This is a genomic window from Paenibacillus monticola (genome assembly GCF_009664975.1).
Taxonomy (GTDB): domain Bacteria; phylum Bacillota; class Bacilli; order Paenibacillales; family Paenibacillaceae; genus Paenibacillus_AQ; species Paenibacillus_AQ monticola.
In genome coordinates this window covers 80,344-106,377 of the sequence record NZ_WJXB01000014.1, presented here as the reverse complement: position 1 = coordinate 106,377, position 26,034 = coordinate 80,344, and the positions used below count along the sequence as shown (strand labels likewise).

Here is a 26,034-nt window from a genome sequence, read left to right as displayed (position 1 = left end):
CTTATGGCCATGGTAAAGTGAATAACAATACCGATATATTTGATATAACAAAACTTAAACTTATACTTTCTAAGCAGTTTTGTACGAAGTATAACCAGGGCGCTTATTAACTCACAAAACATTAGGAGGGTATCATTATGAAGCCGCTGCAAATTTCGCCGGAAACGGCTATTACGTTATCCAAACAACTAGGCGTTCCACTGGAGCACCTGATGCATATGCCTCAACATATTCTATTGCAGAAAATAGCTGAATTATCCAAGAAGCAGAGCAACCCACAAGCCGATGGTGAAACTGAAGTCCCACAATCTGAGCAGGATAGGGAATGATCCCCTTCAGTCATACCTGGCCCTATGACATTATTCTAGGCGATATGTATGTACAGTACTGCCCATTCTGCAATGGGGAAAATGTCCTTCTCCCTATGAAGCCAAAGGAACTGCAAATCGTACGTGACGGCAAAAAGAAGCTTCTTGTCTTCCCCTGCTGCCACACCAGCCCCACGGTAGTGGATACAGATGGAGATTATCTACTGTTTGACCGGGCTGTCCGTTAAGCTGGGGAACACACTTGTGTTGCATTAATCAGTACAATGATGCCCCGCGAAGCGCAGAGAGGATGATGCTCCTCTCTGCGCTTATTTATTTTCTCAATGACTAAGTACCTAAAGGTAACCCATCGGCATCCAGTCCTACTCCCCGCATCTGCTCACGCAAAACGGCCCATTGCTCACGTGCTGCCCGAATCATTGCCGCATCCACAATTCTCTGATCATTCACCAGACGCGAGAACCACTTTACTGCAGTGGAGAAATCGCCTATTCTCCGATTCAGCTCACCGATCAGATACATAAGGCGGGCGTCATTCCCTCCACCCCCATCTGTTTCATAAACCTTAATATATGCATCCAGCGAGAATCGTAAAAAGCGCTGCTCCTGCACACTATCCCCCTGATACCGGTATAACCAGGCAATATGATGCAGCAGGCTGGCAATAATTCGATCCTTGTCATTAATACACTGGGCGCAAATTAACGATAGCTTATATGTTTCAAGGGCAATATCCCAGCTGCGCTGCTCGCCGAAGTCGCGGCTCTTCCAGCGTTTTCTTATCTGTTCGTCGAATGCTTTACGCTGCCAGTCGGCCAGCTTGTCCGCTGAATTCTCCGTAGAAGCAAATCCACAGTTCGGGCAGACACGCACAACATAATAATCCGGGTTCTCATCCTTGTAGTAGGAGCAGAAGTCAGCATCACGGCGCACGGCCTTCTTAAGACTTGGCCGTACCCTTGAGGTTGAAAATTCATGTTCACAGTTGCAGCACTTAACCTTAATGGAGTACAACGGTATTAATTCTGACAAATGCCCTCATTCCTTTCACAATCAACTTCGCATTTATTCCTCGGGCATGTTGACAAAGTGATGTGCAGGTCCAGCTAAGCGATCCATTACAAGTGAACGCAGCGGTTCCTGTACATCCGTTTCTTCCAATGCTTCCTTCATGCACTGCAACCATTCCTCCGCACGCTCCGGTGTAATGGGAATGTGCATATGTCTTGCTCTCATCATGGGATGACCATGAAGTTCCGAATAAAGACCTGGACCCCCAAAGAATTGACTAAGGAATTGATACTGCTTCTCCAAGACAGGAGCAATATCTGCAGGAAATAACAAGCTTAGCTGGGGATGTTGCTTTACTTTATCATAGAACAGCTCTACCAGATGGTGAAGACCCTTAGCGCCCCCCAGTTTATCGTATATACTGTCATTTGAATTCATTGGAGGTTACCAACTTTCTGCCATATTAATGTAACGGTCTATTTATTATACCAAAAAAAAAGTGCTACAGGAATTTCTTCCACAGTGTTCTTGAATCTAAGACCAAGTTATTATATTTCAAGAAAAAAACGCTAAACAATTGTTTAGCGCCTTAGCATATTTCAAGCATATTTTTAATAGGTCCGAAATTCCTCATCCCCGGGAGCGACAAGAGAGACCCGGATTACATAAACAAAAGCACAAACGAGAACTCCGGCAACTATACTCATCACCATCACTCCATCCCTATTTATAGACGTAACAGAGGTGTGCATTAATTAATTTTATAATATCATAATTACAGCGAAAATGCACCGTCTAGTGTAATCGCTTTCTCTATTTTTTTGTGCTGTTTGTCCCTATTTTCGCATACATCTTACCATAGATCGGGAGGCGGAAATCATGAACATTAAAAAAATTCACGGCCCGCTACTGGCTTTGGGGCTGGCGGGTTGTATGTTGCTGCTGCTTATTCACCCGGAAGCATCCTTCACTGCAGCACTGCGCGGATTAACCGTATGGTGGGACGTGCTCTTCCCGTCACTATTTCCTTTCTTCGTCATTTCCGAAATCATGCTGGGCTTCGGTGTTGTTCATCTCTTTGGCACCCTGCTTGATCCGCTGATGCGCCCTCTATTTGGGATTCCAGGCAGCGGTGGTTTCGTTGCTGCTATGGGATATGTATCAGGATATCCTGTTGGTGCTAAATTAACCGCCAAGCTTCGGGAACAGAAACTGATCAGTCGAATTGAAGGGGAGCGGCTAGTAGCTTTCACCACCTCCTCTGATCCCATATTTCTGCTTGGTGCGGTATCGGTCGGGTTCTTTCATGATGCCTCTTTAGGGCTGATTCTAGCCCTCTCTCACTATGGGGGGGGCTTACTTGTTGGACTGATAATGTCTTTTCACGGAAGACGCGAAGAGGCCAACTCCACTCCAGATTCAACTGTTCCCGGAAATCAGACTTCAGCCATTCATAGTGGGCCCAGACTGCGGACTGCATTAATCTCTATGGCCGAAGCCCGACGGAAGGATGGGCGAAGCCTTGGCGAGCTTATGAAGGGCGCCATTCAATCGTCATTACAGCTTATTATCGTCGTAGGCGGCCTGGTTGTATTCTTCAATGTGCTCATGGAATTGCTCGCCCGCGCCGGAATCATGTCTTACACATTTCGCTTCATAGGTCAGTTGCTCTCTCTAGGAGGATTCCCACCAGAGCTGGCAGGAGCCTTTGGCAATGGCTTCTTCGAGGTCACCCTTGGCGCACGCTCCGCCGGTGAAGCATCCTCTTCACTCCCGCTTCATTTCAAGGTTGCCACTGCCGCCTTTATTCTTTCCTGGGGTGGCCTGTCTGTGCATGCCCAAGTCGCCAGCATTCTGAACGGCACCGGGCTACGTTACCTACCTTTCATGGCGGCAAGGCTGATTCACGCTTTGCTTGCAGCTGGATTGGCGTTATTGCTCTGGCGCCCTGTAATGAGCACAGGGCTGTCCAGTGCCTGGAGCTCCCTCCCAGCAGCCACAGCCTTTGCGCCTTCTGCCTCTGGCATCGCTGCAAGCCTTGGGCTACTGAGTATATTATTGGCTGCGGGCCTGCTATTATCACTGCTTATCCCGGTTTTCGGCGCGATAATTAGTGTGTTCCGGCGGAATGTATGAACAACGGAAAGTAACACTTTCCTATATCCGCAATTTTTTACACCTACAAATATTGTGTTCCGCGTCAAGATTGATTATGATCTTTGTATGACTGAGTTAAACAAAGGAGCCTGTACATCTTGAGATATTATGTTCTGGACCGCGGTGACCAACTGTCTACGAACCTTGCAGAGCAATTTCACAAGCTAGCAGCGGAACGGAACCTGCAACTGGATGCCGAATCTCCAGAAATCGTTGTATCGATTGGCGGAGACGGTACCATGCTGCACGCTTTTCATACTTTTATCGATCAGATCCCGAATCTGGCCTTCGTAGGCGTGCATACCGGTCATCTTGGCTTTTATGCAGATTGGCAGGCGGAAGAGTTGCCGACTTTAATTGATTATATGTGTGGTGAGTCCAAACCGACCAAGGCACGTATGGTACAATACCCGTTATTGGAGCTGGAAATCCATAAGAAATCAGGTTCTTCGTCCCACATTGCACTTAACGAATTCACCCTTAAAGGTGTTGACGGAACCGTAGTGATTCAGATGGACATTAATGATGTTACCTTCGAGATGTTCCGGGGTGACGGCTTGTGCATCTCTACTCCCTCTGGCAGCACGGCTTATAACAAAAGCCTTGGAGGCGCCATGGTGCATCCTTCTATCGAAGCCTTGCAGATTTCTGAAATTGCCTCTATTAACAATCGTGTATTTCGGACAATGGGTTCTCCGCTGCTGCTGCCGAAGCATCATCACTGCGATATTTTTTCACGTAAAGACCAGCGTCTGCTGCTTACCATTGACCATAATAATATCCCAGTGGATGACCTCATTTCCGTACGCTGTCAAGTCTCGGACAAGAAGATCAGCTTTGCCAGGTACCGTCCGTTTCCGTTCTGGAATCGTGTCCGCGATGCTTTTTTGATCTAGAAAATTCAGCTGTATATCGTGAGGAAATCCTTAACTTGCAAGAAATTCGAACAGGCCGAAGATGCCTTCATCTTCGGCCTGTTTTCGCGCTGCAGCACGTTAACAAAATACAGCATTATAGCTAACATGATTGGATAGACATAGAGAGAAATCAAATGGTATAATGAGGCTATTTTACAAAGAGCTGTATATAAAGGAGAGAATATTGTTGAAGAAATTATTGTCCCTCTTAAGCATCAGCCTGCTGGCTTTGGTGCTTGCAGTCCCGGCCTTTGCCGCTGCAAAACCGATTGATGTGTATATTAACGGCAGTAAAGTTACCTTTGCCGCAGGATCACCGTATTTGCAGAACAATTCCGTACTCGTACCTTTCCGGGTCGTTTTTGAGAAACTTGGACTACAGGTACTCTGGGATGCCAAGACCCAAACGGTAACAGGTAAAAGTGCGGATCTAGTGATCAGCCTTAAAGTGGGCAGCAACCGTGCAACCGTTAACGGAACAGTCAAAAAATTGACTCTAGCGCCCGTCTCTAAGAGCAGTACGACCTACATACCTTTACGCTTCATCGCTGAGGCAACCGGTGGAACGGCAGTCTGGAATCCCGCTAACAGAAGTGTACAGATTGACACGGCTGTCTCCAAAACAGCAGATGAAGCTGCCATAACAGCACTAATCAAATTATCCAATCAATATTATAACGAGGAAAAAGCTATTAGCTTCTACTCCTTGATGGATTCAGAATCCTCTTACACAGAGTCCGTCTCCGATCTGAATACAACTTTTGAGCAATATGACCTTAAGAATACCATTGACAATCTGGAGATTCTTAGTCTGAAGGGCAATGAAGCTACTGTCTATACGATAGAGCATTCGGTACGCACGGGTGGCTATTACATGCCAGATCAACAGATTGAATATTTGTATACACTTGTCCGCAAAAATGGAGTCTGGAAAATTTCAGACTTTGAATCGCAAAATTCAACCGTTCTGTTGACGCGTGACCAAGCGCTAATCGCCGCCGATGTCCCTCCGGCTGACAGTGCTGCAATCAAAGAAAACATCAACAAATATTATCAATATTTGAATGAGGAAAATACGGAGGGTGTAATTTCTACTATGACTTCATACGGAGAGGATTATAACGCCTCTTACAAAGCAGATCTTAATGAGTTCTTCTCTTCGTACAATATTACCAATACTCCTGGAGTCTCCAACATCTACTACTATAGTGCTGGCGAAGCAGCCATTTATGTGGAAAGTAAGGATAAAGATGCTAGTGAAGCAGAGACTTACGAGCAAGGAAATATCTTTATTCTATCCAAAGCCGATAATGGTTCGTGGACAATCGATGATACCTACAATGTTTTTTATGAGCTTTCTAAATAAATAATAAAAAGGAAGTATGAACCCATGAAATCCAGTAAAATAATGGCCGCTCTTCTCAGCAGCTGTCTGGCTTTATCCATCGTTATTGCTCCATCCGCTTTCGCTGCAGAGGATGCCCAGGCTTCCTCGAATAGCGATCTTATTAATGAGGTTATGAATTACTTGGAGACCTATAACCTGTCGGGAGTCGACAAGGATACCTTGATCCGCGGCGCCATTGACGGCATGGTGAACACTCTGGATGACCCGTACAGCCAGTATTTCGATAAGGCGGAAGCCGCTGATTTTGAGAATCAAGTTGATCTCGAATATGTCGGTATCGGAATCAAACTCCAATATACTGCTAAAGAGCTGTATATTGAAGAAATCATTCCTGGTTCACCAGCAGAGCAAGTCGGCTTGAAGCGTGGTGATACCATTGTCAAAATCAATGGTCAAGCCGTTGATGATACCGAAGGAGATGAGCTGAGCGGAGCTGCAGGGACAAAAGTCACGCTGCTCATACTCAGAAATGGAGTTACCAAATCCTATAGCGTTACCAGAAATGATATCGCCACTACTTCTGTTACCGGCAAAATTATCGGACCGAAAATTGCCTACATTACACTTAGCGGCTTCACACAGACATCCGACGAAGAGTTTGCAGCGGTACTTAAGAATATGCGCTCAGCAGGCATGCAATCTATGGTACTTGATTTGAGAGACAATTTGGGCGGTTATATGGATTCTGCTTACAATATCGCTTCTAACTTTATGGATAAAGGGATCATGATGTATACCTCCGATCAAAGTGGCACATTAACTCCTGTCACTATCACTGATGGTAGCAAAATTAATGTACCTGTCGTTATCCTGACAAACGAATATACAGCCAGTGCCTCCGAGGCCTTGACAGGCGCGCTACGCGATAATAAACTTGCTACCGTTGTTGGTACGCGTTCATTTGGTAAAGCGCGCATACAAAGCCTTCTGCCGATGTCAAACGACGATATGCTGAAGCTGACGACCCAGAAATATTTAACTCCAGACAAAGAGGACTTTAACCATATTGGGCTGGCTCCTGATATTGAAATTCAAGGCAAGAGTGCCCAGTTGATTACGGCCTTGCAGATTGCAGGCATGACCAGCTTTGAAGCTTCTGGTGACAATCATATCCTGAATATCAACGGAAGTGCATTTGCTGGTAATGTTGGTCTAATCAAGCAAGGCAATTCTATTTATGCTTCTGCACGAGTATTGTCTGCTCTCTTGGAGAGCGACATTACCTGGGATGCCAAGAACAAGAAGGTGCTTGTCACGAACGGGGCTGGCAAAACATCCGGCTTCTCCATAGCCTCTAAAGAGGCGCTATCCCAGAATGATGAAACTTTCATAGAATTAAATGCCTTCAAGAAGAAATTCCCTTCACTGGTATGGAGCTACAATGCCGCTTCAAATCAATTGAAATTATCCGTAAAATAATTCTAAATTCCATACAAAAAAAGGGAGTATCTCAGAAGCCATGGAAATGACTGAAGAGATACTCCCTTTTTTCGAGGAAATTCGACCGATGTTCAAAGACCTTTAAAATTATTTCAAGCCTGAGGTGGCTGTGGAGACTGAGCGGGCTGAGGTTGTGCAGGCTGTGAATTCTGAGAGTTCTGAGAGTTCTGAGGCTGCCCTTGCGGCGGTCTAGCCTGAAATTTCTTGCTCTGCGCGTCCTTGCTTCGATGGTTCTTGCTCTGGTGTTCTCTCACAGGCCTGTCCTTCACGATGTTGTCTTTAGCTGAAGTATCCTTGCCTGTAGAACCATGATGCGAGTTCTGCTTTCCGGTTGCTTCCCTGCTAGTGCCTTCCTTCGCTGGAGCAGCCGCTAGTAGTGCTGCGGATTCTTCCTCCAAAGCCTCTTCTGAACCTGGCTCAGGGATTTCTTTGATCAAAATGTCCTTGAAGGTTCCTTCTATTGGCGCTTCTTTTAGTTTATGCAGCACAAAATAAGCGCAGCCAAAATTACAATATTCATTAATATAATCCACCATGCTTGAAATCGCTGTATCTCGGTTCACCTTAGGGTGATTATCCCGGTAGAAGCCCTTCAAACGCAATTGGTTGTAACCCCAGTCACCGATAATATAATCATACCGATCCAGCACCTCGCTGTACCTGCCGCGAAACGCCTCCGGATTCCAACCGTCCTTATGATCCAACATAAGCTCGTAGCCTTTTCCGCCTATAACGATCAAGCCAATGTCGCCTGCCTTTCAAAATGATGGGATAGGTGTTGATATGCCGTCATTACGAGAAATCTTGGATTTCCGGTCGCTGTTGTCGTATGATTTCTTGAATTTATACTGCTTTTGCAGTAGAAATCATCCGACAGCATATGCTTCCGATGCGAGCTTTCCTCCGGAAAGCTTTCGGGCGAGCGCTACGCTCCTACAATTCCAAGATTTCTCTCCATGACTTTATCAACAGGGTTAAAAGAATAAACCCGAAGCGTTCATCAAAACTGAACGCTTCTTAAACTCTCTCCAAACCAAAATCATAAAAATTTGTGATTTCGTTCGTTACCACAATAATTTGTATTAACTGGAAACTACACTACGTTTCTTCTCACGTGCATCTGCAGCTGATTTCACTTGCTCGTGTGCGCGATAAGAACTGCGGACGAGCGGGCCTGATTCCACGTGGCTGAAGCCACGCTTCATTCCCTCTTCTTTCAGTATAGCGAATTCCTCAGGTGGATAGTATTTCTCGACATCCAGATGCTTCGGCGAAGGCTGTAGATATTGACCCAACGTCAAAATATCGCAATCCACTGCCCGTAAATCATCCATCGCCTGCAGGATCTCGTCCCACTCCTCACCAACGCCAAGCATAATGCTCGACTTGGTTGGAATATCCGGCTTCATCTCTTTAGCTCTGCGCAGCAACTCTAAGGAACGACGGTATTTGGCTCTGGCCCGTACACGGTCCGACATCCGCTCAACAGTCTCGATATTATGGTTAAGAATATCAGGATTGCTGTTCATAACGATTTGCAAGCTGTCCTGCTCTCCCAGAAAGTCGGGAATAAGCACTTCTACAGTACATAAAGGAAGGCGCTTACGAATTGCAGCCACCGTCTCGGCAAAAATCGTTGAACCCCCGTCCTTAAGATCATCACGAGCTACGCTAGTCACCACACAGTGACGAAGGTTCATACCTTCTGCTGCTTCTGCGACACGTTCAGGCTCCTGTAGATCAAGTTCAGTCGGCAATCCGGTATTCACAGCACAAAAACGACAAGCGCGTGTGCATATATCCCCCAGAATCATAAAGGTAGCCGTTCGGCTTGCCCAGCATTCGTAAATATTCGGACAACGAGCTTCCTCACATACGGTATGTAAAGTTTTGGAACGCATCATACTTTTAATTTCCTGGTAGCTATCACCGGTGGTTAGCTTAATCTTAATCCAGTCCGGCTTGGGTTGTTTGGCTGTCCTATTAGTCAAAGTGGTAAACCCCGCTTTCCCCTGAATGTAATATTTGTAGTTAAAAGTTGTTGCCTCATATTATAGCATGTGCAGATCGCAATTGCCTGTTTTTGTGAAAAGGCAAAGCTGAAAAGCAACAACTCACCAGGGCGGAAGCTGGGAGTAAAATGGTTCCTTTAGACAAGAACGGATAAAAAACACCCTTTTGCTTCAATCTATAATAAATGGGCCTACCCGATGTCTTTGAAAAGATTGCTTCACCCCGTAGTCCTACGCCTAATAATAGGAGGTTGTAATCATGCTCTCCCTGTTTCAGAACATTATAATACGCAGAACTATGCTATGTCTGTGTGCAGCCGTGATCCTATGGGGGGGTTGCGGAATTTCTGATATTACAGCTGCCCAAGGTTCAGGTCTCCCTGTGGTGAATAACAGCAGAGTTGATTCTTATAGCAGCTCAGCAGATATTGGAGCTGCCCGTAAAGAACTTTATGAGCAAATGAGCGCAGCAACAGGAATTCCCTGGTTCAGGTTCGCAGCCGTAGATCAATATGAACGTACGATAGCAAAAAAGAGCAAACCAGACAGTCCTGCCACAACCCGACTTACCGGAATTACCATAACTCCAGCCGTATGGTCCGGTCCGCTCAATCCGAATCAGGGAGATACTTCACCGGCATCGATCAGCTTCTTCGGCGGCTTCGGCCGCGACGGCTCGGGAGACGGTCTCGCTGATCCCGAGAATGATGCTGATGTTCTATATAGTGTAGCCAATCATTTGCTGCAATACGGAGATTCCGCTAATGATTTCAGCATTGCCATCTGGGAATACTATCATAACGGCCGTGCTGCGCAGCGGATTAATCAATTTGCCAAGCTTTTTGAACATTTCGGACGGCTTGACCTGTCGGGTAATGCTTTCCCGCTGCCGCTCGGAAATTTGTATTCATACCGCAGCACCTGGGGCACAGGCCGAAGCTGGGGAGGCGCACGTATCCACGAAGGTACCGATCTGTTTGCACCTCAAGGCATGACTGTACGCAGCACCTGTTATGGCATAGTGGAGACCAAAGGCTGGAACCGCTACGGGGGCTGGAGGATCGGCATTCGTGATATCGAGAACCGCTACCATTACTACGCTCATCTGGCTGGCTATGACAAATCCGTTTCACGTGGAGATATTGTTACACCAGGGCAGACCATTGGCTGGGTCGGCAGCTCCGGTTATGGAAATCCGGGCACGCAGGGTAAATTCCCCCCGCATCTCCATTATGGTATATATCGGGATCGAGGCATCATTGAATGGGCTTTCGACCCCTACCCCTTACTTAAACAATGGGAGAATAAGGAGTATAAAGCACTCAAAAACAAAAAAAAAGTACATTAATTCATTTGAATCCCCTACCTCATGCAAAAGGACTCCCCTCAGCCCATTCCATCCTGGCTTACGGGTGAGCCCTTTTTTTCATACATATCTCTTCTTTAATCCGAACTTCAATGAAGCATTAGACAGCCAAACGGTTCAACCTCAACGATTAATCGGTCAGAGTTCCTGATGGTCATTCCGGACAATAGATCGGTCAGCACGTTCTTATCGGAACGATAGCGGCACAACTCCAGCTGATATGAATTTGGAGAATTATTGATGATTAAGCCCATTCTCTCTTGCCCACTATTCCGAACATATCCGAGAACATTACGGGCTTCATCCGTAAACCAGGGACGGAATGAACCTTTTCGCAGGACATCATGCTCCATTCTTAAAGAAATCAGTTGTTTATACCACTTATGCAGCACCGTGTTCTGCTCCTGCTCCAGCCAAATCATCGGTTTTCTGCAGTGAGGATCGGTGGCTCCCTCCATTCCAACCTCATCACCATAATAGATCATCGGGATACCGATATAGGTCATCTGAAAAAAAACGGCCAGCTTCATCCGCTGCTCAGCGGTGCGCTCCCGGTCCCATCCACGTCCTCCTTGCTTGCAGGCTGTTAAGAAGCGCAATGTATCATGGCTGCCAATGAGCTGGAACATCGCTTGATTCGCCTGATCGTTATACAGCGCCTCCAGATGAAGCAGTTGCTCCATAAAGCGCACAGGTCCCGTCGATTGCTGGGCGTAGAATTCCAGCATCGCCTCCCGCAGCAAATAGTTCATGCCGCCATCGAACTGATCGCCTCTTAGCCAAGGTCCAGAAGCATGCATGATCTCGCCGATCAGCAGTAATTCAGGATATTCAGACTTCAACTCCCGCCGAAAACGGGACCAGAATGACGGATTCACTTCATTCGCTACATCCAGGCGCCAGCCATCAATTCCCGCTTCACGTACCCAATGCTTAGCAACAGCTATCATATAATCAGCGGCATCCGGATTATCCATATTCAGTTTGGGCATGGTGGCTTCCGCTTTGGCAAACGTTTCATAATTAAGTAGGGAAGTCTGGGCAACAGGATAAGAGTGAATGAAGAACCAATCCTTATACGGTGAGGCTTCACCTTGTTCCAATACATCCTTGAAAGCAAAAAAAGTATCGCCCGAATGATTAAACACAGCATCCAAAATCACTTTGATCCCCCGCTGATGGGCGTCCCTCACAAGCTCCTTCAAACCGCTCATATCCCCGAATGCCGGATCAACCTTATAATAATCCGAGGTGTTATATTTGTGCTCCGAAGGTGACTCGAATACTGGTGTCATATAAATGGCGGTTACACCTAACTCCTGCAAGTAAGGCATTTTGTCAGAAATCCCTTGTAGGGTTCCCTGATTGAAGCTGCTGGGATAAATCTGATAAGCTACCGCATCTGCACTCCATGTAGGCACTTCCATCGCTAGTGAACGGTGAATATAGGCATATTGAAAAGTACCCGCATGTTCGCGGTTCTCCGACATTCCTCTCTCCCCGTACCAGAGGTAATCGCCGGTCGGACTTCCCACATGGAACAAATATCTGCTTCTCTGGGTATCTGTCATTATAATCGCTTCATGAATATCGTAGGCACCTGCTGAACCGATCCTTTCCATAGGCATAGGAACTTCACTGCCCGGCGAATCATATCTGTCCGAATGGACCACGGTGCAGGATAAGTGCTGCCCACTCTGTACAAATAATCGGAGCTTTAAAGCTCCTGGGCCGACGGGAAAAGCAAACGGATCTTCACTGGTATGATATAAAAACCATCTCTGAGACATAAAATACGACTCTCCTTCTATCCTTGTTTACGTTATATTTATCTGATGCAGTATGATTAGAGGGCCTGCTAAATTTGTGTTATTATGGTTACAAATATCGATTCAGGTCAAGAGGGAAAATGATGAAGGTTACGATTTCGGATATTGCCAAAGCAGCTAATGTAGCCAAATCCACGGTATCTAAGGTGCTGAATGATTCGCCCAAAATATCTCAGGATACGAAGCGCAAGGTCAGAGATATTATGCAGCAGATGAACTACATACCTAGCAGCATTGCAACAGGTTTAGCCAGACAAAGCAGCCTAAATATTGGCCTACTGGTCGACATGTCCAAAGAAAGTGAATTCTTGAATCAGTTCTTCTACAACATCATCGGCGGAATCGAGAGTGTCATAGGTCCCCTGAATTACGAACTGACCCTCTCCAATGTACAGCATGACCGTCCGGAGGGACATTTTCTGAACAGGCTCGTGCGGAGCAAACGTGTGGATGGCATCATTGCCAACAACTCGGTGCTGACAGAGGAACTGTCTATAGAACTGAACCGGCTTCAGTTCCCTTATATCTCCATTGGCGAGATCATTCCTCCGGCAAGCTGGGTAGATTTTGACAATGTATTAGGTGGAAGAATGTTAACTGGACATCTGCTGGAACAGGGCTATTCCGCTATTGCTTTTATCGGCGGCCAGCAGTTCGAAACCATTTTCACCCATCGCTGCAATGGGTTCCTGCAGGCACTTCAGCAGGCAGGAATTACCGTTAACAGCAACTGGATCGTAAACGGACAATCCGATGAGCATGGCGGCTATCAGGCAGCGCTGAACCTTCTGCAGAGCGATGAACGACCGGACTCCATCGTGTGCATGAGCAGTTACGTCGCTTTCGGAGTGCTTCAGGCAGCCAAGGAATTAGGGATAAACGTGCCCTCACAGCTGGGTATTGCTGCTTTCGATGAATATCCTCTATCCCGCTATACAACACCACCTTTAACTTCACTAAATATTGATACATTCAGTCTAGGTGTCTCTTCAGGGCATTTACTAATGGACCGAATCCGCAACAGCGAGTTGCCTTCACGCTCTCTGCTGCTGGAGCCGGAGCTTATTCCGCGTCAATCTACCCTGAGAAATCCTTCTTGAATGTATTGAATTCTGATTCATCGGACTACTGCATTTTCTTGCCAAGGAGCGGCTCCCCATGGGAGCCGCTCCTTGGCTTTAGTGCACCTGTAAGTTTTATTGATCCTTCCAGCGCTGCACTGTCAGTGTTACCGTTTGTGCACCACCGGATGGCGTGAGGGTCCGGTTGGAAATCTCCCCACCTGCCGTCGCAGTCTCCACGGTTGCCCAAGTTCCCCGCGTTAACTTATACTGCACAGCGGTTCCAGCCGGCAGACTCAGCGTAATCGAATATATCCCATCGTTGCCTTTGGCTAGCTGGTAAGCCGCATCTGCCGCATTCCAACTGTTAAATGAACCCGTGAGATAGATCGGTCCGCTGGCTGGTGTAGTTGCCGGAACGCTTACACGGAAGGTTACGCTGTCCGCTTGTGGCTCACCGGCTGCGATACTGCCATTCACGAGGCTCCAGGTTCCTGCGGCAAAATGATAATTGCTGCCGCCGTTGCTGTCCCACGTTCCACTGCCATTGTTGAAAGCAGCCGTCAGCCCGGCTGAGGTGCCCAGCGGGATGTCCGCTGTTGCATAACCCGCAAAACCGGAAGCTGTCATCTGTACACCTGGAGTCGTCGTCCAAACTGTAGAGCCATCTAGCTTGTAATAGATATAAGAACTACTATAGGCAACATTCTTATAGTAGATCTTCACTGTGCTTCCTATTGGCGTGGCTGTCGGTATTGGTGTCACCGTTGGTGTTGGTGTCACGGTCGGTGTTGGTGTTGGTGTAGCTGTCGGTGTCACCGTTGGTGTTGGTGTAGCTGTCGGTGTCGCAGTAGGGACCGCGGGTCCGCCCGATACAATCGTTCCAGTCGGCGTATAGGTCCATGTTCCGGTGCCAAACAGATAATTACTGCCACCGTTGCTGTCCCATGTACCGCTGCCATTATTAAAGCAAGCCTCCAACTGGCTTGCGGAGCCAATATTAACTGTGATCTTGTTATATCCGCTCACTTCCGAGACCGGTATAGCCACACCTGGCGATGTCGTCCACGTACCTCCCACAGGACGGTAATGAATGTACGGTGTAGTATAGCCCTGCTTATAATAAATGGTAACATTGTTCCCGGCAGGAGTCGTCACTGTAGCAATCGCGCTCAGTACCGATAGATTGGCTGCGGCATCAAAAGCTTTTACGGTATAGGTATAAGTCGTGTTCGCAGATAACCCAGTATCGGTATACGAGGTTGTTGCAGAGGTACCCACCTTTACGCCATTACGGTAAATTTCGTAGCCTGTTACGCCCACGGCATCAGTGGATGCCGTCCAGCTTACCTGAACACTTGAAGCGCTTTGCACCGTGGCAATCACACCCGTTGGGACGGTAGGAGCCACTGTATCTACTGGCTGCTGCTGTTTGGCATAGATCTTCGCAGCATTGGCTCCGACAGTCACGGTAATCTGTTTGCCGGTTGCACCTCCAGCTTGCACAGTAACCGTGTCTGAAGTATTCAACTGGTTAATCAGTACGGTTCCTACCGCCAGCGTACTCTCAGCACGCAGTGGAATCGTTGCGGTCTGAGAACCGCTTGCAGCGTTACTGAATACGGAGATGGCCTCCTGACCTAGATTGCTTCCGCTGTCTATACGCCGGGAGAAGGCATAGAGATTCTGGGCCGACCACATTTCACGTTGTGTGCCTGTACGCAGAGCCGGATTGTTTTTACGAATTTCGTTCAGCTTGGCTACATACTTATAAGTGCTTGTATTCTCATTAAAATAATTCTCAATCACATTGCCGCTAGCATCCCGCTTCACCATCGACCAGCGGTTCCAGGTATCGGCAATTCCCCCCGTCATAATCTGGCTGTTGCCGTTCCCCTTATTCTGTTCCGTCCCCTGAAAAACAACTGGGGTGCCGCGTACCGTGAAGATGAAGGTTAAGGCATTCTGCATCTTCTCTACGCTTCCTCCGGCTTCCGTCAGGAAACGGTTGCGGTCATGATTGTCGATAAAGGTAACCATATGGTTGGCATTTCCATTGTAGTAGGAGTCTAGTGCCAACGTACTTTTGATATTGGAATCAAAGGATTGTCCATACGCAAAGCTGTTGAGAACTGAGAAGAACAGCGGGAAATCCAGCATTCCCCATTCCTTCCCACTGCCAACCCAGCGTGAGACAAATTCGGCATTACCGTCAAAATTCTCACCAAAAGTGTTGACGCCCAGCAGATTTTGCAAGGCTCCAATATCCGTCGGTTTTATTAGCTTGGCAGCATCAACACGAGCTCCATCGGCTCCCGTATAGTCAAACCACCCTTTAATAGAATTGAATATGGCCTCCTTGGCTGCAGGAACATCAAAGTCGATATCATCCAACCCGCCCAGATCGTGATTCTCCAAATAATCCTGTGCCCACTGATCATATCTTCCGTCTGTAAGCGACCAGTTAATATCCCCATTGTGGTGATACCATGCCGGATTGTTAAAGGGTGCTACCGGCTGCAGTGTAGGAATATCATAATACGCCTGGCTGCCGAGCATATAATCCCCGATATGGTTCGGAACCACATCAATTACTACTTTGATGCCGAGTGCATGCGCCGAATCCACCAGTTCCTTCAGCTTCTCTTTTGTTCCAAAGTAGGGATTTGCTGCATTAGGGTTCTTCACGTTATATCCGTGATAAGCTGTGTTTTTTCCGGTCCCATTATTATCCCGGTTGGTCATTTGCGGCTCTGCTACTGGGGAAATCCAAATTGCGGTATAGCCCATATTTTTGATATAGGACAATTTATCAATAATCCCCTGCCAGTCGCCGCCTTTCATATATCGGAAGTCATCTTCCGAGGTTTCACCGTAGCGAATAGCTGTGCCAGTAGCATTGTTGGAAGAATTCCCATCGTTGAAGCGGTCAACCATAATCTGATAAATAGTGTCGTTCTCGTTAACCGTACCTATGCTGGCTGCACTCACTTTTACCGGTGATACAACGAATAAATTAATGACAATAGAAAGAATCATAGACGTGATTAGAATAGGTATAAACCATAACTTGCGTTTCATTCCTCATCTCCCTCTCTTATTAGAACGTCATAGGGAAACCGGTTTCCCTACTAGAAATTACCATGCGTATGTATGCGTTGTCAAGCTTAAAAATATTTGCTGCACAACAAAAGAAACGACTTACCATCCTTTATGGACGATATCCGTTTCTAGGGAAAATATAAAGATTTCTTCAACTACCTGTACTCTGGATAAACTGCAGCACTTCTTTCATGATCCGTTCCTTGTCATCACAATGACAAACCATGTGACCACTATTGTCCACTATCAACACCTGTTTGTGACTAATCGGAATCGCTTGCTGCAAGTAATTAGCGCTTTTGCTCTTTACGAGGTGGTCCCGTTTACCCTGTACTATCAGGGTCGGAGTCTCAATCTGTGGGTAGATGTCAAAGCTCTCACGGACCAGCCGTTGAAACTCTCTGGTCGCCTTTACAGGCGTGGAACCAAATTTGCTGATGTAATTTCTGAGCATGGAGATATTGGCAAATGTCTTGAGCAGTTCGATGGGATTCAGCGGAAAAACAGGGGTAGACAATAAAGTGAGCGATTTAATCCGTGGTTTATACTGTACAGAAAGCTGAGAGGCAATCAGAGCCCCGGTGGAAAAGCCAATGAGATGAACTGCTTCATTCGACTTTAATAGCTCGGTCAATTCATCTTCTGCACTCCGTTGCCAATCATGTCTATCGGAATGCAGTAAATCCTGCCTGCTTCCGCCATGTCCTTTCAGAGTGAAGGTTCTGGAACGATAATGATGCTGCTCCATAAACTCGGACAACGGAGAGATCTCATATTCGCCACCGGTGAAGCCGTGAATAAATAAACAGCTATCCATGATCTCCCTCTTTTCATTATTCAGGTATGATCTCTATAATAAACTACTTATTATCCAATATATCACAAAACTCCCGGGAGCTACTACATGCTCCGGGAGTGCTCACACTACAGTACTTTTCACACCTTAAGGCGTATCCGTCCCCGCATTACCAGTACCCGGATTATTCACATCCGTATCTGGTACTGCTACTACACCGCTGCTCGGATCAGCACCGCTACTGCCATCTTTATCAACTGTGTCTTCTGATGTCCCCGAATTATTTCCGTTTAGCGAAGGGGTCGGAATCGCAATACCTGGCGCACTGCTTCCATTTGTACCCACAGGCTGACCTTGGTTATCGTAATAATACATCGGCACATCACCAACCACCATCAGATAGGATACGGGAATTTCCGTATCTACAACCTGTGGCTCCATATCAAAGGGAATCACCACCGCGACCTCGGTCACGATATGAATGAAGACCTCGACCAGAATCATATTGATTCCGGCGTTTTGCTGACGGGTGTTGAGTTCCACCTTAACCGCACCCTGCGGCTGAATCTTGATCGGGATGTCCGGTCCAAAAGAAGCGATTAACGGACTGCCCAGCGCCTGACCGAGTGGAATATGCTCTGTCTGATTATGCAACTCCTGCAGTGTGGATTGAATCACCTCCGCCGCTTTGGAAGTTATTCGCATGTGCTCCGCGTAGTTAAGCATAAAACCCGATATTTTCCCATTCTTATCGGTCTTCCAGTCAATCAGTTCTTCGGCGTTGCCCCCACCCGCGACCTGAGAGGAAATCGCCTTATTGATCGACTCTGTGGCAATTTGTTTCACACGAATCTGCGCCAAATGCAAGATGGGCGGCTTCAAATGCAGCTCAACATAGCGCAGACTCTGCAGCACAACTACTATCAGCAATAAAGAGAGGATCAACCAGAACTTACGGCGGCTGCGCGGCTTACGCTGCTTCTGTAACCCCCTGGAAGCTGCCTGTTTTCTTTCTTCTCTGCCGGTCAGTTTCACCCTATTACAGCCTCGTTTAGCTTCAAACCGCGTTCCGTGTGGCCGAATTCCTGCCTTACTGGTTCTCGCCTTAAACGCTGGGCTTCTCCCTGCAGCTCTTGGTATGCCGTCCCAGCTTATTCGCGGCAGCCTTAGGCGGCCGAGATCGGGTATTCTCAGCCTCCGGCTCCCCCATTTTTTTGTTCTGCCCATTGCTCCCTTATCCCCCCCGCCTTACAAGGCGGTCAAGCCGCCTACATTGGTATAAGGTATTCAGAAAGAAGACAAAAAAGAAGAACGTAACCCTGTGCAAGAACGCACTAGGGAAACATTCCTCTTAGTCATTATCATGATATTAATACTGTAGCATTCAGTTCATTCTGCTCCGTTTATCTTCCTGCAGATGGCCCCAGTGTCTTCGGATAAAGATGCCGATAAGAATCACGATGAACACAGCATACCAGGTAAGAAAGCCATTCCATTCTTCCCGCGGCACAATAAGAGTAGAGCTTATCGTTCCGAACAGCCAGATGTATGACATATTGCCCAGCACCGTTCCCCAAATAAAGGCCGAAGCCTTAATCGGCGATACTGCCGCCATAAAGTTAATAACATTGTTCGGGATAATTGGAACCGTCCGCAGCAATACCAATGTCCATATGCCATACCGGTCTAAATAACGCTGCCATTTATCATACCGCTTCAGCTTCGAGCCCCACTTCTTATCAAACCAGCTATATAAATAACGCCGGAAAAGGAAGTACACCAGCACCGCGCCGACATTGCAGACCAGCCAGCTGATCAACATGCCCCCGATTACATTAAATACGGAGACATGCAAGACAATCAGAATCGCGAATGGGAAAAATCCAAACAAACTTTGCAGCAAAGCGAGCGGAAGGGTCGCGAACAAAATGGACGGCCCCGAGAGCCCTAATGTTTGCAGCAGCCAATCTATCCACGCATTTATCGACTCTGTCATGGAGCAGTCTCCTCTCTTGACTCCTTGCAGCAGCTGCTTCCTGATTTACGACAAAGCATAAGTTATTGTATTTTAAAAAGAAACGGCTTCGCCGACCTTAATATGGACGGTACCCGCTTCTTCGAGAAATATAAGGATAATTTATCATGTGAAAATTCTTATATTTCAAGAAAAACACCCCTCACGGGGTGTTTGTTAAATAAGCTTCCTTATGATGCGTATATTAAGAACAGTAGTTAGCGTACAAGTTACATTTTTGTAGCCTTATTATCCTCTTATCATAGCATATCTCACAATAAGCTGTAAAACATGATTAAACGGCTTCGCCGTCCTTTATATGGACGGCACCCATTTTTCTTATATTTTTAATAAAGCTGAACAGGGTATGCAATTTATTATCTTCATCCATTACTATTTTATGCAAATAGCAATTACTCCATGCCGCGGCATGTTCATGTTTCGTGGTTTTCGTAAAAATCATAGTATACACATTAAAGACGAAATCATTTTCGGCAATGCTATCGTGGTTAACCAATTGACTTGTTTTACCTTTACGAATAAACTACTTGTAATTGATTTCTAGCCGGAAGGTGGCTGTATGTTGCAATTGAATATTAAAAAAATTGCCGAAATGGCGGGCGTGTCTGTCTCCACAGTTTCGAAGATTATGAATAATTATACGGATGTTTCCGAAAAGACAAAACAAAGAGTGCTGGAGATCATCGAACAGACCGGTTATTCACCTTCCAACTCGGCCAAAACACTGGCCACCAGAAAGTCGAATCTGATCGGTGTTATTTTTGCCGGTGAGTTTAATGTTGATTTTACGCATCCTTTTTTCGTAGAGGTGCTCAATTCCTTCAAGAAGCAGATGGGTGTGCTGGGTTACGATCTCATTTTCTTTTCGAACGAGAAGTTTATTAGTGGCGGGGATTATTTCTCACGGTGTCTTCATTTCCATGTGGATGGCTGTGTGATTATTTCCGGGCAGAAGATGGAAGCCGCGATCAGCGATCTCGACATGAGCAGTATTCCTTGTATTGGCGTTGATCTTGAGCTTAAAGGTAAGAAATCGGGTTATGTGATGTCAGATAATTTCCAGATCTCCTCCAAGGTCGTAGAGCATTTCTATCTGCTTGGCTACAGGGAATTGGGTTTTATCGGCAGTGCCGCGGATTCAGATATCTCCAACCAGCGGGAAGCGGGTTATATCAAGGCTATCGAAGGTTTTGGCCTAAATGTCAATGAGAAGTGGTTCGTGCATGGCGACGATTTTTTTGAGCCCAGCGGCTATACCGCTATGCAGCAGTTAATTCAATCCGGCAGTCTGCCCAAAGCAATCTTCGCTGCCTCAGATTTACTGGCACTGGGAGCTATCCGCGCGTTGAAGGAACACGGCCTCCGTATTCCTGAAGATATGGCCATTATCGGCTGTGACGATATTGAAGCCTGTAAATATACAAGTCCTACACTGACTACCATCCGCCAGAACAAACAACGGCTTGGCGTTCTCGCCGCCCACATGCTGTTTGACCTCATTAATAATCAGTCAGAGGGTGGCTCTTTCGTGGTTGAACCTGCACTGATCGTCCGCGAATCCTGTGGCAGTAGCTTGAATAATTATATCCCGCAATAATTCATAACCGGGAAATATAGAAAGGACACCTCAATCGAGAGGTGTCCTTTCTTGTCTCTATAAGGAAGATGCGAAATTATTTGCTGTATTTATCCTTGAGTAGGCTGGGATTGCTGTTCATCAAGATCAAGCTGTATCAGCTGTCCAGCATGTGTCAGTCCTGCTCCAAATCCGTACATTAGAATCCGCTGGCCATTCTGCACCTTGCCTTCGCGGATACCCAGGTCAAGCGCCAAGGGAATCGAGGCCGCTGAAGTATTGCCATAATTCACAAGACTATGCAACACCTGCTCTATAGGATAATTCAATCTTTCGCAGATCGGCTCAATCATCCGCATATTCGCACTGTGCGGAATAAACCAGTCCACTTGAGCTAAGTCAACCCCTGCCTGATGAAGCAGTTGCTGAACACCTTGGGGCACGGTTCTAACCGCCCAACGAAAAACTTCTCTCCCATTCTGCACAAGCAGCTGGGAATCGATCAGCTCGATTTCTTGCAGGGTGCGGGACAAGCCTGTGCGATATACATGCTGCGCACCGCTGCCATCGCTGCCCAAATTGAAGCCCATAAAGCTCGTAGACTGCTCATCACTTTCCACAAGTACAGCGCCAGCCCCATCACCAAACAGGATACAGGTACTGCGATCCGTATAATCTGTAATCTTCGAGATCGTATCCGCGCCAAGGACCAGCACCTTACGGTGCATTCCGGAAGCTACATAGCTATGAGCAGTATGCAGTGCATATACAAAACCCGCGCAGGCTGCGCTCAAATCTATAGCCCCTGCCGTTAGCGGAATATTCAAGCGGTGTTGAATTATTGAGGCTACTGAAGGAAAAGAAGCAAAGTCAGGTGTACTGGTAGCCACAAGGATCATGTCCACATCCTCAACGCTTTTTCCATAACGCTTCATCAGATCCTGTACAGCGGCTGTACATAAATCGCTGGTATATTCATCCTCACGGCTGATTCTGCGTTCCCGGATTCCGGTCCGCTGGACAATCCACTCATCGTTAGTCTCAACCATGCGCTCCAGATCGGCGTTGGTCAGTCTTTTGGCCGGAACATAAGAACCAATGGCTGTAATTCTTGCGCCTATCAATAGCTTCACCCCTCAACTTAGTATCAGATATTAGTACTTGGTACTAAGTATAAGACGCTGAAGCTAAAAAAGCAAAAGGTTTGACTACAGGTAGTCCAGACTATCTAGAATCTCTTGCAGACTCAGCTCCGCACAAGCCATGGATGTATCCGCGACACCGTAATACATTTTGATGATATCACCGTCCACAATCGCTCCACAGGAGAAGACCACATCGCCGAAGAAGCCATTCTTCTCATAGTCAGCTTCCGGTTCCATAACAGGCTTATTTGAGCGGGCCAGCACCTTTGTTGGATCATGCAAATCAAGCAGTACAGCCCCCATGCAATAACGGTGATCCAGCGTGGCTCCGTGATACAATTCCAGCCAGCCCTTCTCCGTCTTAAAAGGTACAGCTCCACCGCCGATTCTGCCACTGTCCCACATGCCCTCCCGAAGCCCCAGAAGATGCTTATGATTGCCCCAATACAGCAGATTATCCGATTCAGCGATCCAGATATTCGGCTCACCAATGCTCTTCATCGTAGGGCGGTGCAAGGCGTAATACTTGCCGTTGATTAGCTCAGGGAAGATGAGCACATCCTTATTGTCCGGTCCAAAAATCATTCCATGCGGCTTCAGGGTTATGAAATCGGTTGTCGAAACCATAGATTCTCCGATCCCGACCGGTGATACTACAGAGTAGTATATATAATACGTATCGCCGATCTGCGTTACCCGCGGATCTTCGATTCCGAATACTTCCTGAATGTTGGACGGATAGATGAAAGGCAACTCATCCACCGTAAATTGGTGGCCATCTGTACTTCTGGCGATCCGAATATAGGACAAGGAGGTCAAATATTCAAAAGTCCCACTCTTATACTTATTGCGGATCACACGCGGATCACTGAAATCATAACGATCATCATTCTTGCGAAATTCGAGCAACTCCAATTCGTTGGTGTCCGGGTTATACACGGGTGCTTTCACAATATTGGGATCTAGACTGATTGGACGTTCCGCTACTCGCAGCAGCATCAGCACTTCATCCTTGTAGGTGGTTACCCCCGCGTTGAACGCTCCAATCACTTCAAAATCTGCCCGGTGTGGAACCACATCCGCAGGTGTAATTAGCGGGTTCTCCGCATATCTGTGTATATTCATTAGTGTAAACTCCTCAGAGGTCAAGTTTCATATTTGATAAAAGGATCATCAATGGTAATCCGCTGTGCTTCAGCATCGCCTGTTCCCGCATATAGAGTGGCGGTGCCATCTTCATGGCGAAGGAGTCCTCCGCTGAACACTACATCCTCCAGATCAGGACGTTTGGACGGTCCAGGAACAAAATGGGCTCGGACAGCAATGAGTTCCACGTCCGTGCGTTCACCCGTCTGGGGGTCCAAAGTGAACACCATAGGGTAATAGCTGCGACCCCGTTTGTCATAACGGGCGATATGACCCAGCACACCTATCTTGCCGCCCCGTAATCGGTGGGCCTCATTGGCTCCTCCCCACTCTGAATCATAGAACAGCTGATCCAGCAGGGGAGCTTCCACGATCGCCGTCATCGTTAACTCCTCCCAAGAAGACACTTGGAAGAAGCCAATCTTGCCGCGTCCACCCTTTTTCCCCCTCCATTGAGGGCGGGTGAATACGCCAATCCCTCCGTCATGGAGTTCGACCAACCGGAGATCCTTCATTCCATCGGGTCCCACGAAGAAAAGATTCAAGTTGGCAAGATCTGCACCTTTGTAGATAACCGTTCTCCACATCAGCTTATTTGCTTTTTGGGGATGAGGAAATGTCTGTACACCACCCACTATAAGCTCCTGACCTATCCGCGTGTGGAACGGATCTTGAAGTCTCAACACAGGAGCATCTTCTCGGGGCAGCCATTGCCCCTCTTTTTCCACAAAAAAGTATACTTCAGAGTGTTCACTATCTCTTGACTCGACTCGGCCGGCAATGACGAACTCCCCTGCATCTTCAAAAGGAGCGGAAATATTGTAGACGTCTTTATCACCGATTCCGGTAAAAGACAGTTTTGCAGCATTCATAATATTGAAATCTTTCGACATGAACTCCTGTAATAGTTGGTCGACTGATTTCAAACTGGGTCGATGTTGAAACATGGTGAACATCCCTCCCTTGGGATTGTTATATTCGTACAGTTCGATTACTTCAAACTGACCTGCATCCCTTGTTGGAAGTTCTTACCGAAAATAATAAAGAGGATAATAATCGGCAGGGATAGCAGTACAGAACCAGCATACAAAGGACCCGGATACGTACCGTAAGGGCCGAACATCTGTGATAATAATACGTTAAGGGTCAGCATGTTATCGCTGCGAACCATGATCATATCCCATAACAATTCCGTCCAACGTTCCATCAGCAGGAACAAGAAAATGACGCTCGTGATGGATTTGGACATAGGGATCATAATTCTGTACAGAATCTGAAAATCCTTGGCTCCATCCAGCTTAGCCGCTTCGATGAACACGGTTGGAACCGCCTTGAAGAAATTCGTGTACATAAAGATCGCCCATAAGCTCATCCCTTTAGGAATGATCAGCGCCCAGTAGGTGTCATACCAACCCAGCTTCTGAATGATCAGGAAGCTCGGAATCAGCAGGATAATGGACGGAAAGAACATGTGAAATAGAATAAAGTTATTGACGGTATCGCGTCCCCGGAATCTGAGCTTGGAAAGCGCGTATGCCACCATCACCGCAAACAGCATCATCAGCACCGTGGAGCCGATCGAGACGATCACACTGTTGAGAAACGCTCCAAGCCACGGCCGGGATACGCCGGATTCTCCACCTGTAAACAACCAGGAATAGGATTTCAAAGAATACGAGGTTGGAATTAACTTGCGGTCTACCTGACCCCAATCCGCAAATGAATTAAGCACCATATACAAGTACGGGTATACCATAACGAACAGAAGAACAGACGCTAGGGAATAGAGCAGGATTAGCCTGGTTCTTCTATGATCTTTAGACCCAACCATTTCGCGCACCCCACTTTTCAAGCAGTTTTCTAATGATATAGATCGAAACAAAGGTAGCTATAGAAGCTAGCAGAGCCACCGCTGAGGCATAACCTGCCTGCAGGTTCTTGAAGGCCTGGCTGAAAATTTCCATCTGCCATGTATTTGTCGCAAAGTTCGGTCCGCCTCCAGTCAGTTGGTAGACCTCGGTAAATATCCCGAAAGTCACACCAAACGCCAGAATTAGCGTTGTATAGAAACCCGGATACAATAACGGCAGGGTAATTCTCCAGAAACGCTGCTTGCTGTTCACACCATCAATAGCAGCGGCTTCATACACTTCATGATCTATACTCTCCAGTGAGGCGGTTAAGATAAGGGCGTAATAACCCGTGAATTTCCATGCCATAATCAGTCCAACGATAAATAATGCGGACCAAGATGTACCTAACCAGTCAATGCGAATTCCGATCTTCCGAAGGCTCATGTTTAAGGGGCTGTTATAGGACAGAAAGCCCTTAACAATCAAGGAAGAAACAACACCGGAAGACAAATAAGGCAAGAAGAATCCAACTAGAAACAGACTTTTATACTTGGGAAGACTATGAACCAGTACAGATACAATCAATGCCATCACAGATACCAAGGGTACGAACACCAGCATAAATTTATAGGTCACCCAGAATGCGGCATGCACGCTTGGTGATTGTAAAGCTTTGGCAAAATTATCGAAACCGACAAATTGAAAGTCTGGTGCGATCAAGTCCCAATTGGTAAAGGATAGATAGAAGGACCAAATTAACGGAATAAAGAAAAAAACGATAGAATACAGAAGGTAAGGACTGGTGAATAACCAGCCCAACCGATTGTTATTTTCTTTCATACTGAAGAGTC

Annotated in this window: 23 protein-coding genes; 9 read left to right on the top strand and 14 right to left on the bottom strand. The window is 46.8% G+C overall.

Annotation, left to right across the window (positions count from 1 at the left end; translation table 11 throughout):
- Positions 1-137 precede the first annotated feature (137 nt).
- Complete coding sequence (locus GJB61_RS26255; RefSeq protein WP_154121999.1) at positions 138-329, top strand: YycC family protein; 192 nt, start codon at positions 138-140, stop codon at positions 327-329.
- A complete protein-coding gene (locus GJB61_RS26250; protein ID WP_154121998.1) occupies positions 326-556 on the top strand; it encodes a hypothetical protein in 231 nt (76 codons plus the stop codon). Before GJB61_RS26255 ends, GJB61_RS26250 begins: the two co-directional genes overlap by 4 nt.
- Before the next feature lie 100 nt (positions 557-656).
- Here GJB61_RS26250 and GJB61_RS26245 read toward each other — a convergent pair whose 3' ends face one another.
- Together GJB61_RS26245 and GJB61_RS26240 are read right to left on the bottom strand one after the other, a co-directional pair.
- Complete coding sequence (locus GJB61_RS26245) at positions 657-1,361, bottom strand: DUF2225 domain-containing protein (protein ID WP_154121997.1); 705 nt, start codon at positions 1,359-1,361, stop codon at positions 657-659.
- Positions 1,362-1,394: 33 nt separating this feature from the next.
- On the bottom strand, positions 1,395-1,778 hold the full coding sequence (locus GJB61_RS26240; protein ID WP_154121996.1) for a globin domain-containing protein: 384 nt from the start codon (positions 1,776-1,778) through the stop codon (positions 1,395-1,397).
- Positions 1,779-2,219: 441 nt separating this feature from the next.
- Here GJB61_RS26240 and ylbJ point away from each other — a divergent pair, with 441 nt between their 5' ends.
- From ylbJ to GJB61_RS26220, 4 genes are all read left to right on the top strand, one after another.
- Positions 2,220-3,476: a sporulation integral membrane protein YlbJ gene (ylbJ, locus tag GJB61_RS26235; protein WP_154121995.1), complete on the top strand. Its 1,257-nt coding sequence runs from the start codon at positions 2,220-2,222 to the stop codon at positions 3,474-3,476.
- A gap of 119 nt (positions 3,477-3,595) precedes the next feature.
- A complete protein-coding gene (locus GJB61_RS26230) occupies positions 3,596-4,393 on the top strand; it encodes an NAD kinase (protein ID WP_154121994.1) in 798 nt (265 codons plus the stop codon).
- A 208-nt stretch (positions 4,394-4,601) separates the two neighbouring features.
- Positions 4,602-5,780, top strand: coding sequence for a copper amine oxidase N-terminal domain-containing protein (locus GJB61_RS26225; protein WP_195724484.1), 1,179 nt, complete (start codon positions 4,602-4,604; stop codon positions 5,778-5,780).
- 24 nt (positions 5,781-5,804) lie between these two features.
- Positions 5,805-7,241 (top strand): S41 family peptidase, encoded by a 1,437-nt coding sequence (locus GJB61_RS26220; RefSeq protein ID WP_154121992.1) that lies wholly within the window; start codon positions 5,805-5,807, stop codon positions 7,239-7,241.
- Between the two features lie 113 nt (positions 7,242-7,354).
- On the opposite strand, the gene GJB61_RS26215 is transcribed toward GJB61_RS26220, so the two are convergent.
- Complete coding sequence (locus GJB61_RS26215) at positions 7,355-8,002, bottom strand: YutD-like domain-containing protein (protein WP_154121991.1); 648 nt, start codon at positions 8,000-8,002, stop codon at positions 7,355-7,357.
- Between the two features lie 342 nt (positions 8,003-8,344).
- Positions 8,345-9,253, bottom strand: coding sequence for a lipoyl synthase (gene lipA, locus GJB61_RS26210; RefSeq protein WP_154121990.1), 909 nt, complete (start codon positions 9,251-9,253; stop codon positions 8,345-8,347).
- A 280-nt stretch (positions 9,254-9,533) separates the two neighbouring features.
- Here lipA and GJB61_RS26205 point away from each other — a divergent pair, with 280 nt between their 5' ends.
- Positions 9,534-10,622 carry a M23 family metallopeptidase gene (locus GJB61_RS26205; RefSeq protein ID WP_154121989.1) on the top strand — a complete coding sequence of 363 codons (1,089 nt, stop codon included), beginning with the start codon at positions 9,534-9,536 and terminating at the stop codon, positions 10,620-10,622.
- Between the two features lie 107 nt (positions 10,623-10,729).
- On the opposite strand, the gene GJB61_RS26200 is transcribed toward GJB61_RS26205, so the two are convergent.
- Entirely contained in the window at positions 10,730-12,430 is a 1,701-nt protein-coding gene (locus GJB61_RS26200) for an alpha amylase N-terminal ig-like domain-containing protein (protein WP_154121988.1), read from the bottom strand.
- A 119-nt stretch (positions 12,431-12,549) separates the two neighbouring features.
- On the opposite strand from GJB61_RS26200, the gene GJB61_RS26195 reads away from it, so the two are divergent.
- Positions 12,550-13,569: a LacI family DNA-binding transcriptional regulator gene (locus GJB61_RS26195; protein WP_154121987.1), complete on the top strand. Its 1,020-nt coding sequence runs from the start codon at positions 12,550-12,552 to the stop codon at positions 13,567-13,569.
- 96 nt (positions 13,570-13,665) lie between these two features.
- Here GJB61_RS26195 and GJB61_RS26190 read toward each other — a convergent pair whose 3' ends face one another.
- From GJB61_RS26190 to GJB61_RS26175, 4 genes are all read right to left on the bottom strand, one after another.
- Positions 13,666-16,611: an alpha-amylase family glycosyl hydrolase gene (locus GJB61_RS26190; protein ID WP_154121986.1), complete on the bottom strand. Its 2,946-nt coding sequence runs from the start codon at positions 16,609-16,611 to the stop codon at positions 13,666-13,668.
- A 172-nt stretch (positions 16,612-16,783) separates the two neighbouring features.
- Positions 16,784-17,449 (bottom strand): alpha/beta hydrolase, encoded by a 666-nt coding sequence (locus GJB61_RS26185; protein WP_154121985.1) that lies wholly within the window; start codon positions 17,447-17,449, stop codon positions 16,784-16,786.
- 126 nt (positions 17,450-17,575) lie between these two features.
- Complete coding sequence (yunB, locus tag GJB61_RS26180; RefSeq protein ID WP_154121984.1) at positions 17,576-18,655, bottom strand: sporulation protein YunB; 1,080 nt, start codon at positions 18,653-18,655, stop codon at positions 17,576-17,578.
- Between the two features lie 157 nt (positions 18,656-18,812).
- Entirely contained in the window at positions 18,813-19,424 is a 612-nt protein-coding gene (locus GJB61_RS26175; protein ID WP_154121983.1) for a TVP38/TMEM64 family protein, read from the bottom strand.
- Between the two features lie 607 nt (positions 19,425-20,031).
- Here GJB61_RS26175 and GJB61_RS26170 point away from each other — a divergent pair.
- On the top strand, positions 20,032-21,060 hold the full coding sequence (locus tag GJB61_RS26170; RefSeq protein ID WP_154122074.1) for a LacI family DNA-binding transcriptional regulator: 1,029 nt from the start codon (positions 20,032-20,034) through the stop codon (positions 21,058-21,060).
- 89 nt (positions 21,061-21,149) lie between these two features.
- Here GJB61_RS26170 and GJB61_RS26165 read toward each other — a convergent pair whose 3' ends face one another.
- The 5 genes from GJB61_RS26165 to GJB61_RS26145 form a co-directional block, all read right to left on the bottom strand.
- The gene (locus tag GJB61_RS26165; RefSeq protein ID WP_154121982.1) at positions 21,150-22,163 is read right to left on the bottom strand and encodes a ketoacyl-ACP synthase III; all 1,014 of its coding nucleotides are present in this window, start codon (positions 22,161-22,163) and stop codon (positions 21,150-21,152) included.
- Positions 22,164-22,247: 84 nt separating this feature from the next.
- The gene (locus GJB61_RS26160; protein WP_154121981.1) at positions 22,248-23,309 is read right to left on the bottom strand and encodes a BtaManbiosPhlase; all 1,062 of its coding nucleotides are present in this window, start codon (positions 23,307-23,309) and stop codon (positions 22,248-22,250) included.
- Positions 23,310-23,329: 20 nt separating this feature from the next.
- A complete protein-coding gene (locus tag GJB61_RS26155) occupies positions 23,330-24,277 on the bottom strand; it encodes a DUF1861 family protein (RefSeq protein WP_154121980.1) in 948 nt (315 codons plus the stop codon).
- A gap of 44 nt (positions 24,278-24,321) precedes the next feature.
- Entirely contained in the window at positions 24,322-25,161 is an 840-nt protein-coding gene (locus GJB61_RS26150) for a carbohydrate ABC transporter permease (RefSeq protein ID WP_154121979.1), read from the bottom strand.
- Positions 25,148-26,023 carry a carbohydrate ABC transporter permease gene (locus GJB61_RS26145; protein WP_154121978.1) on the bottom strand — a complete coding sequence of 292 codons (876 nt, stop codon included), beginning with the start codon at positions 26,021-26,023 and terminating at the stop codon, positions 25,148-25,150. Before GJB61_RS26145 ends, GJB61_RS26150 begins: the two co-directional genes overlap by 14 nt.
- Positions 26,024-26,034: the final 11 nt, after the last annotated feature.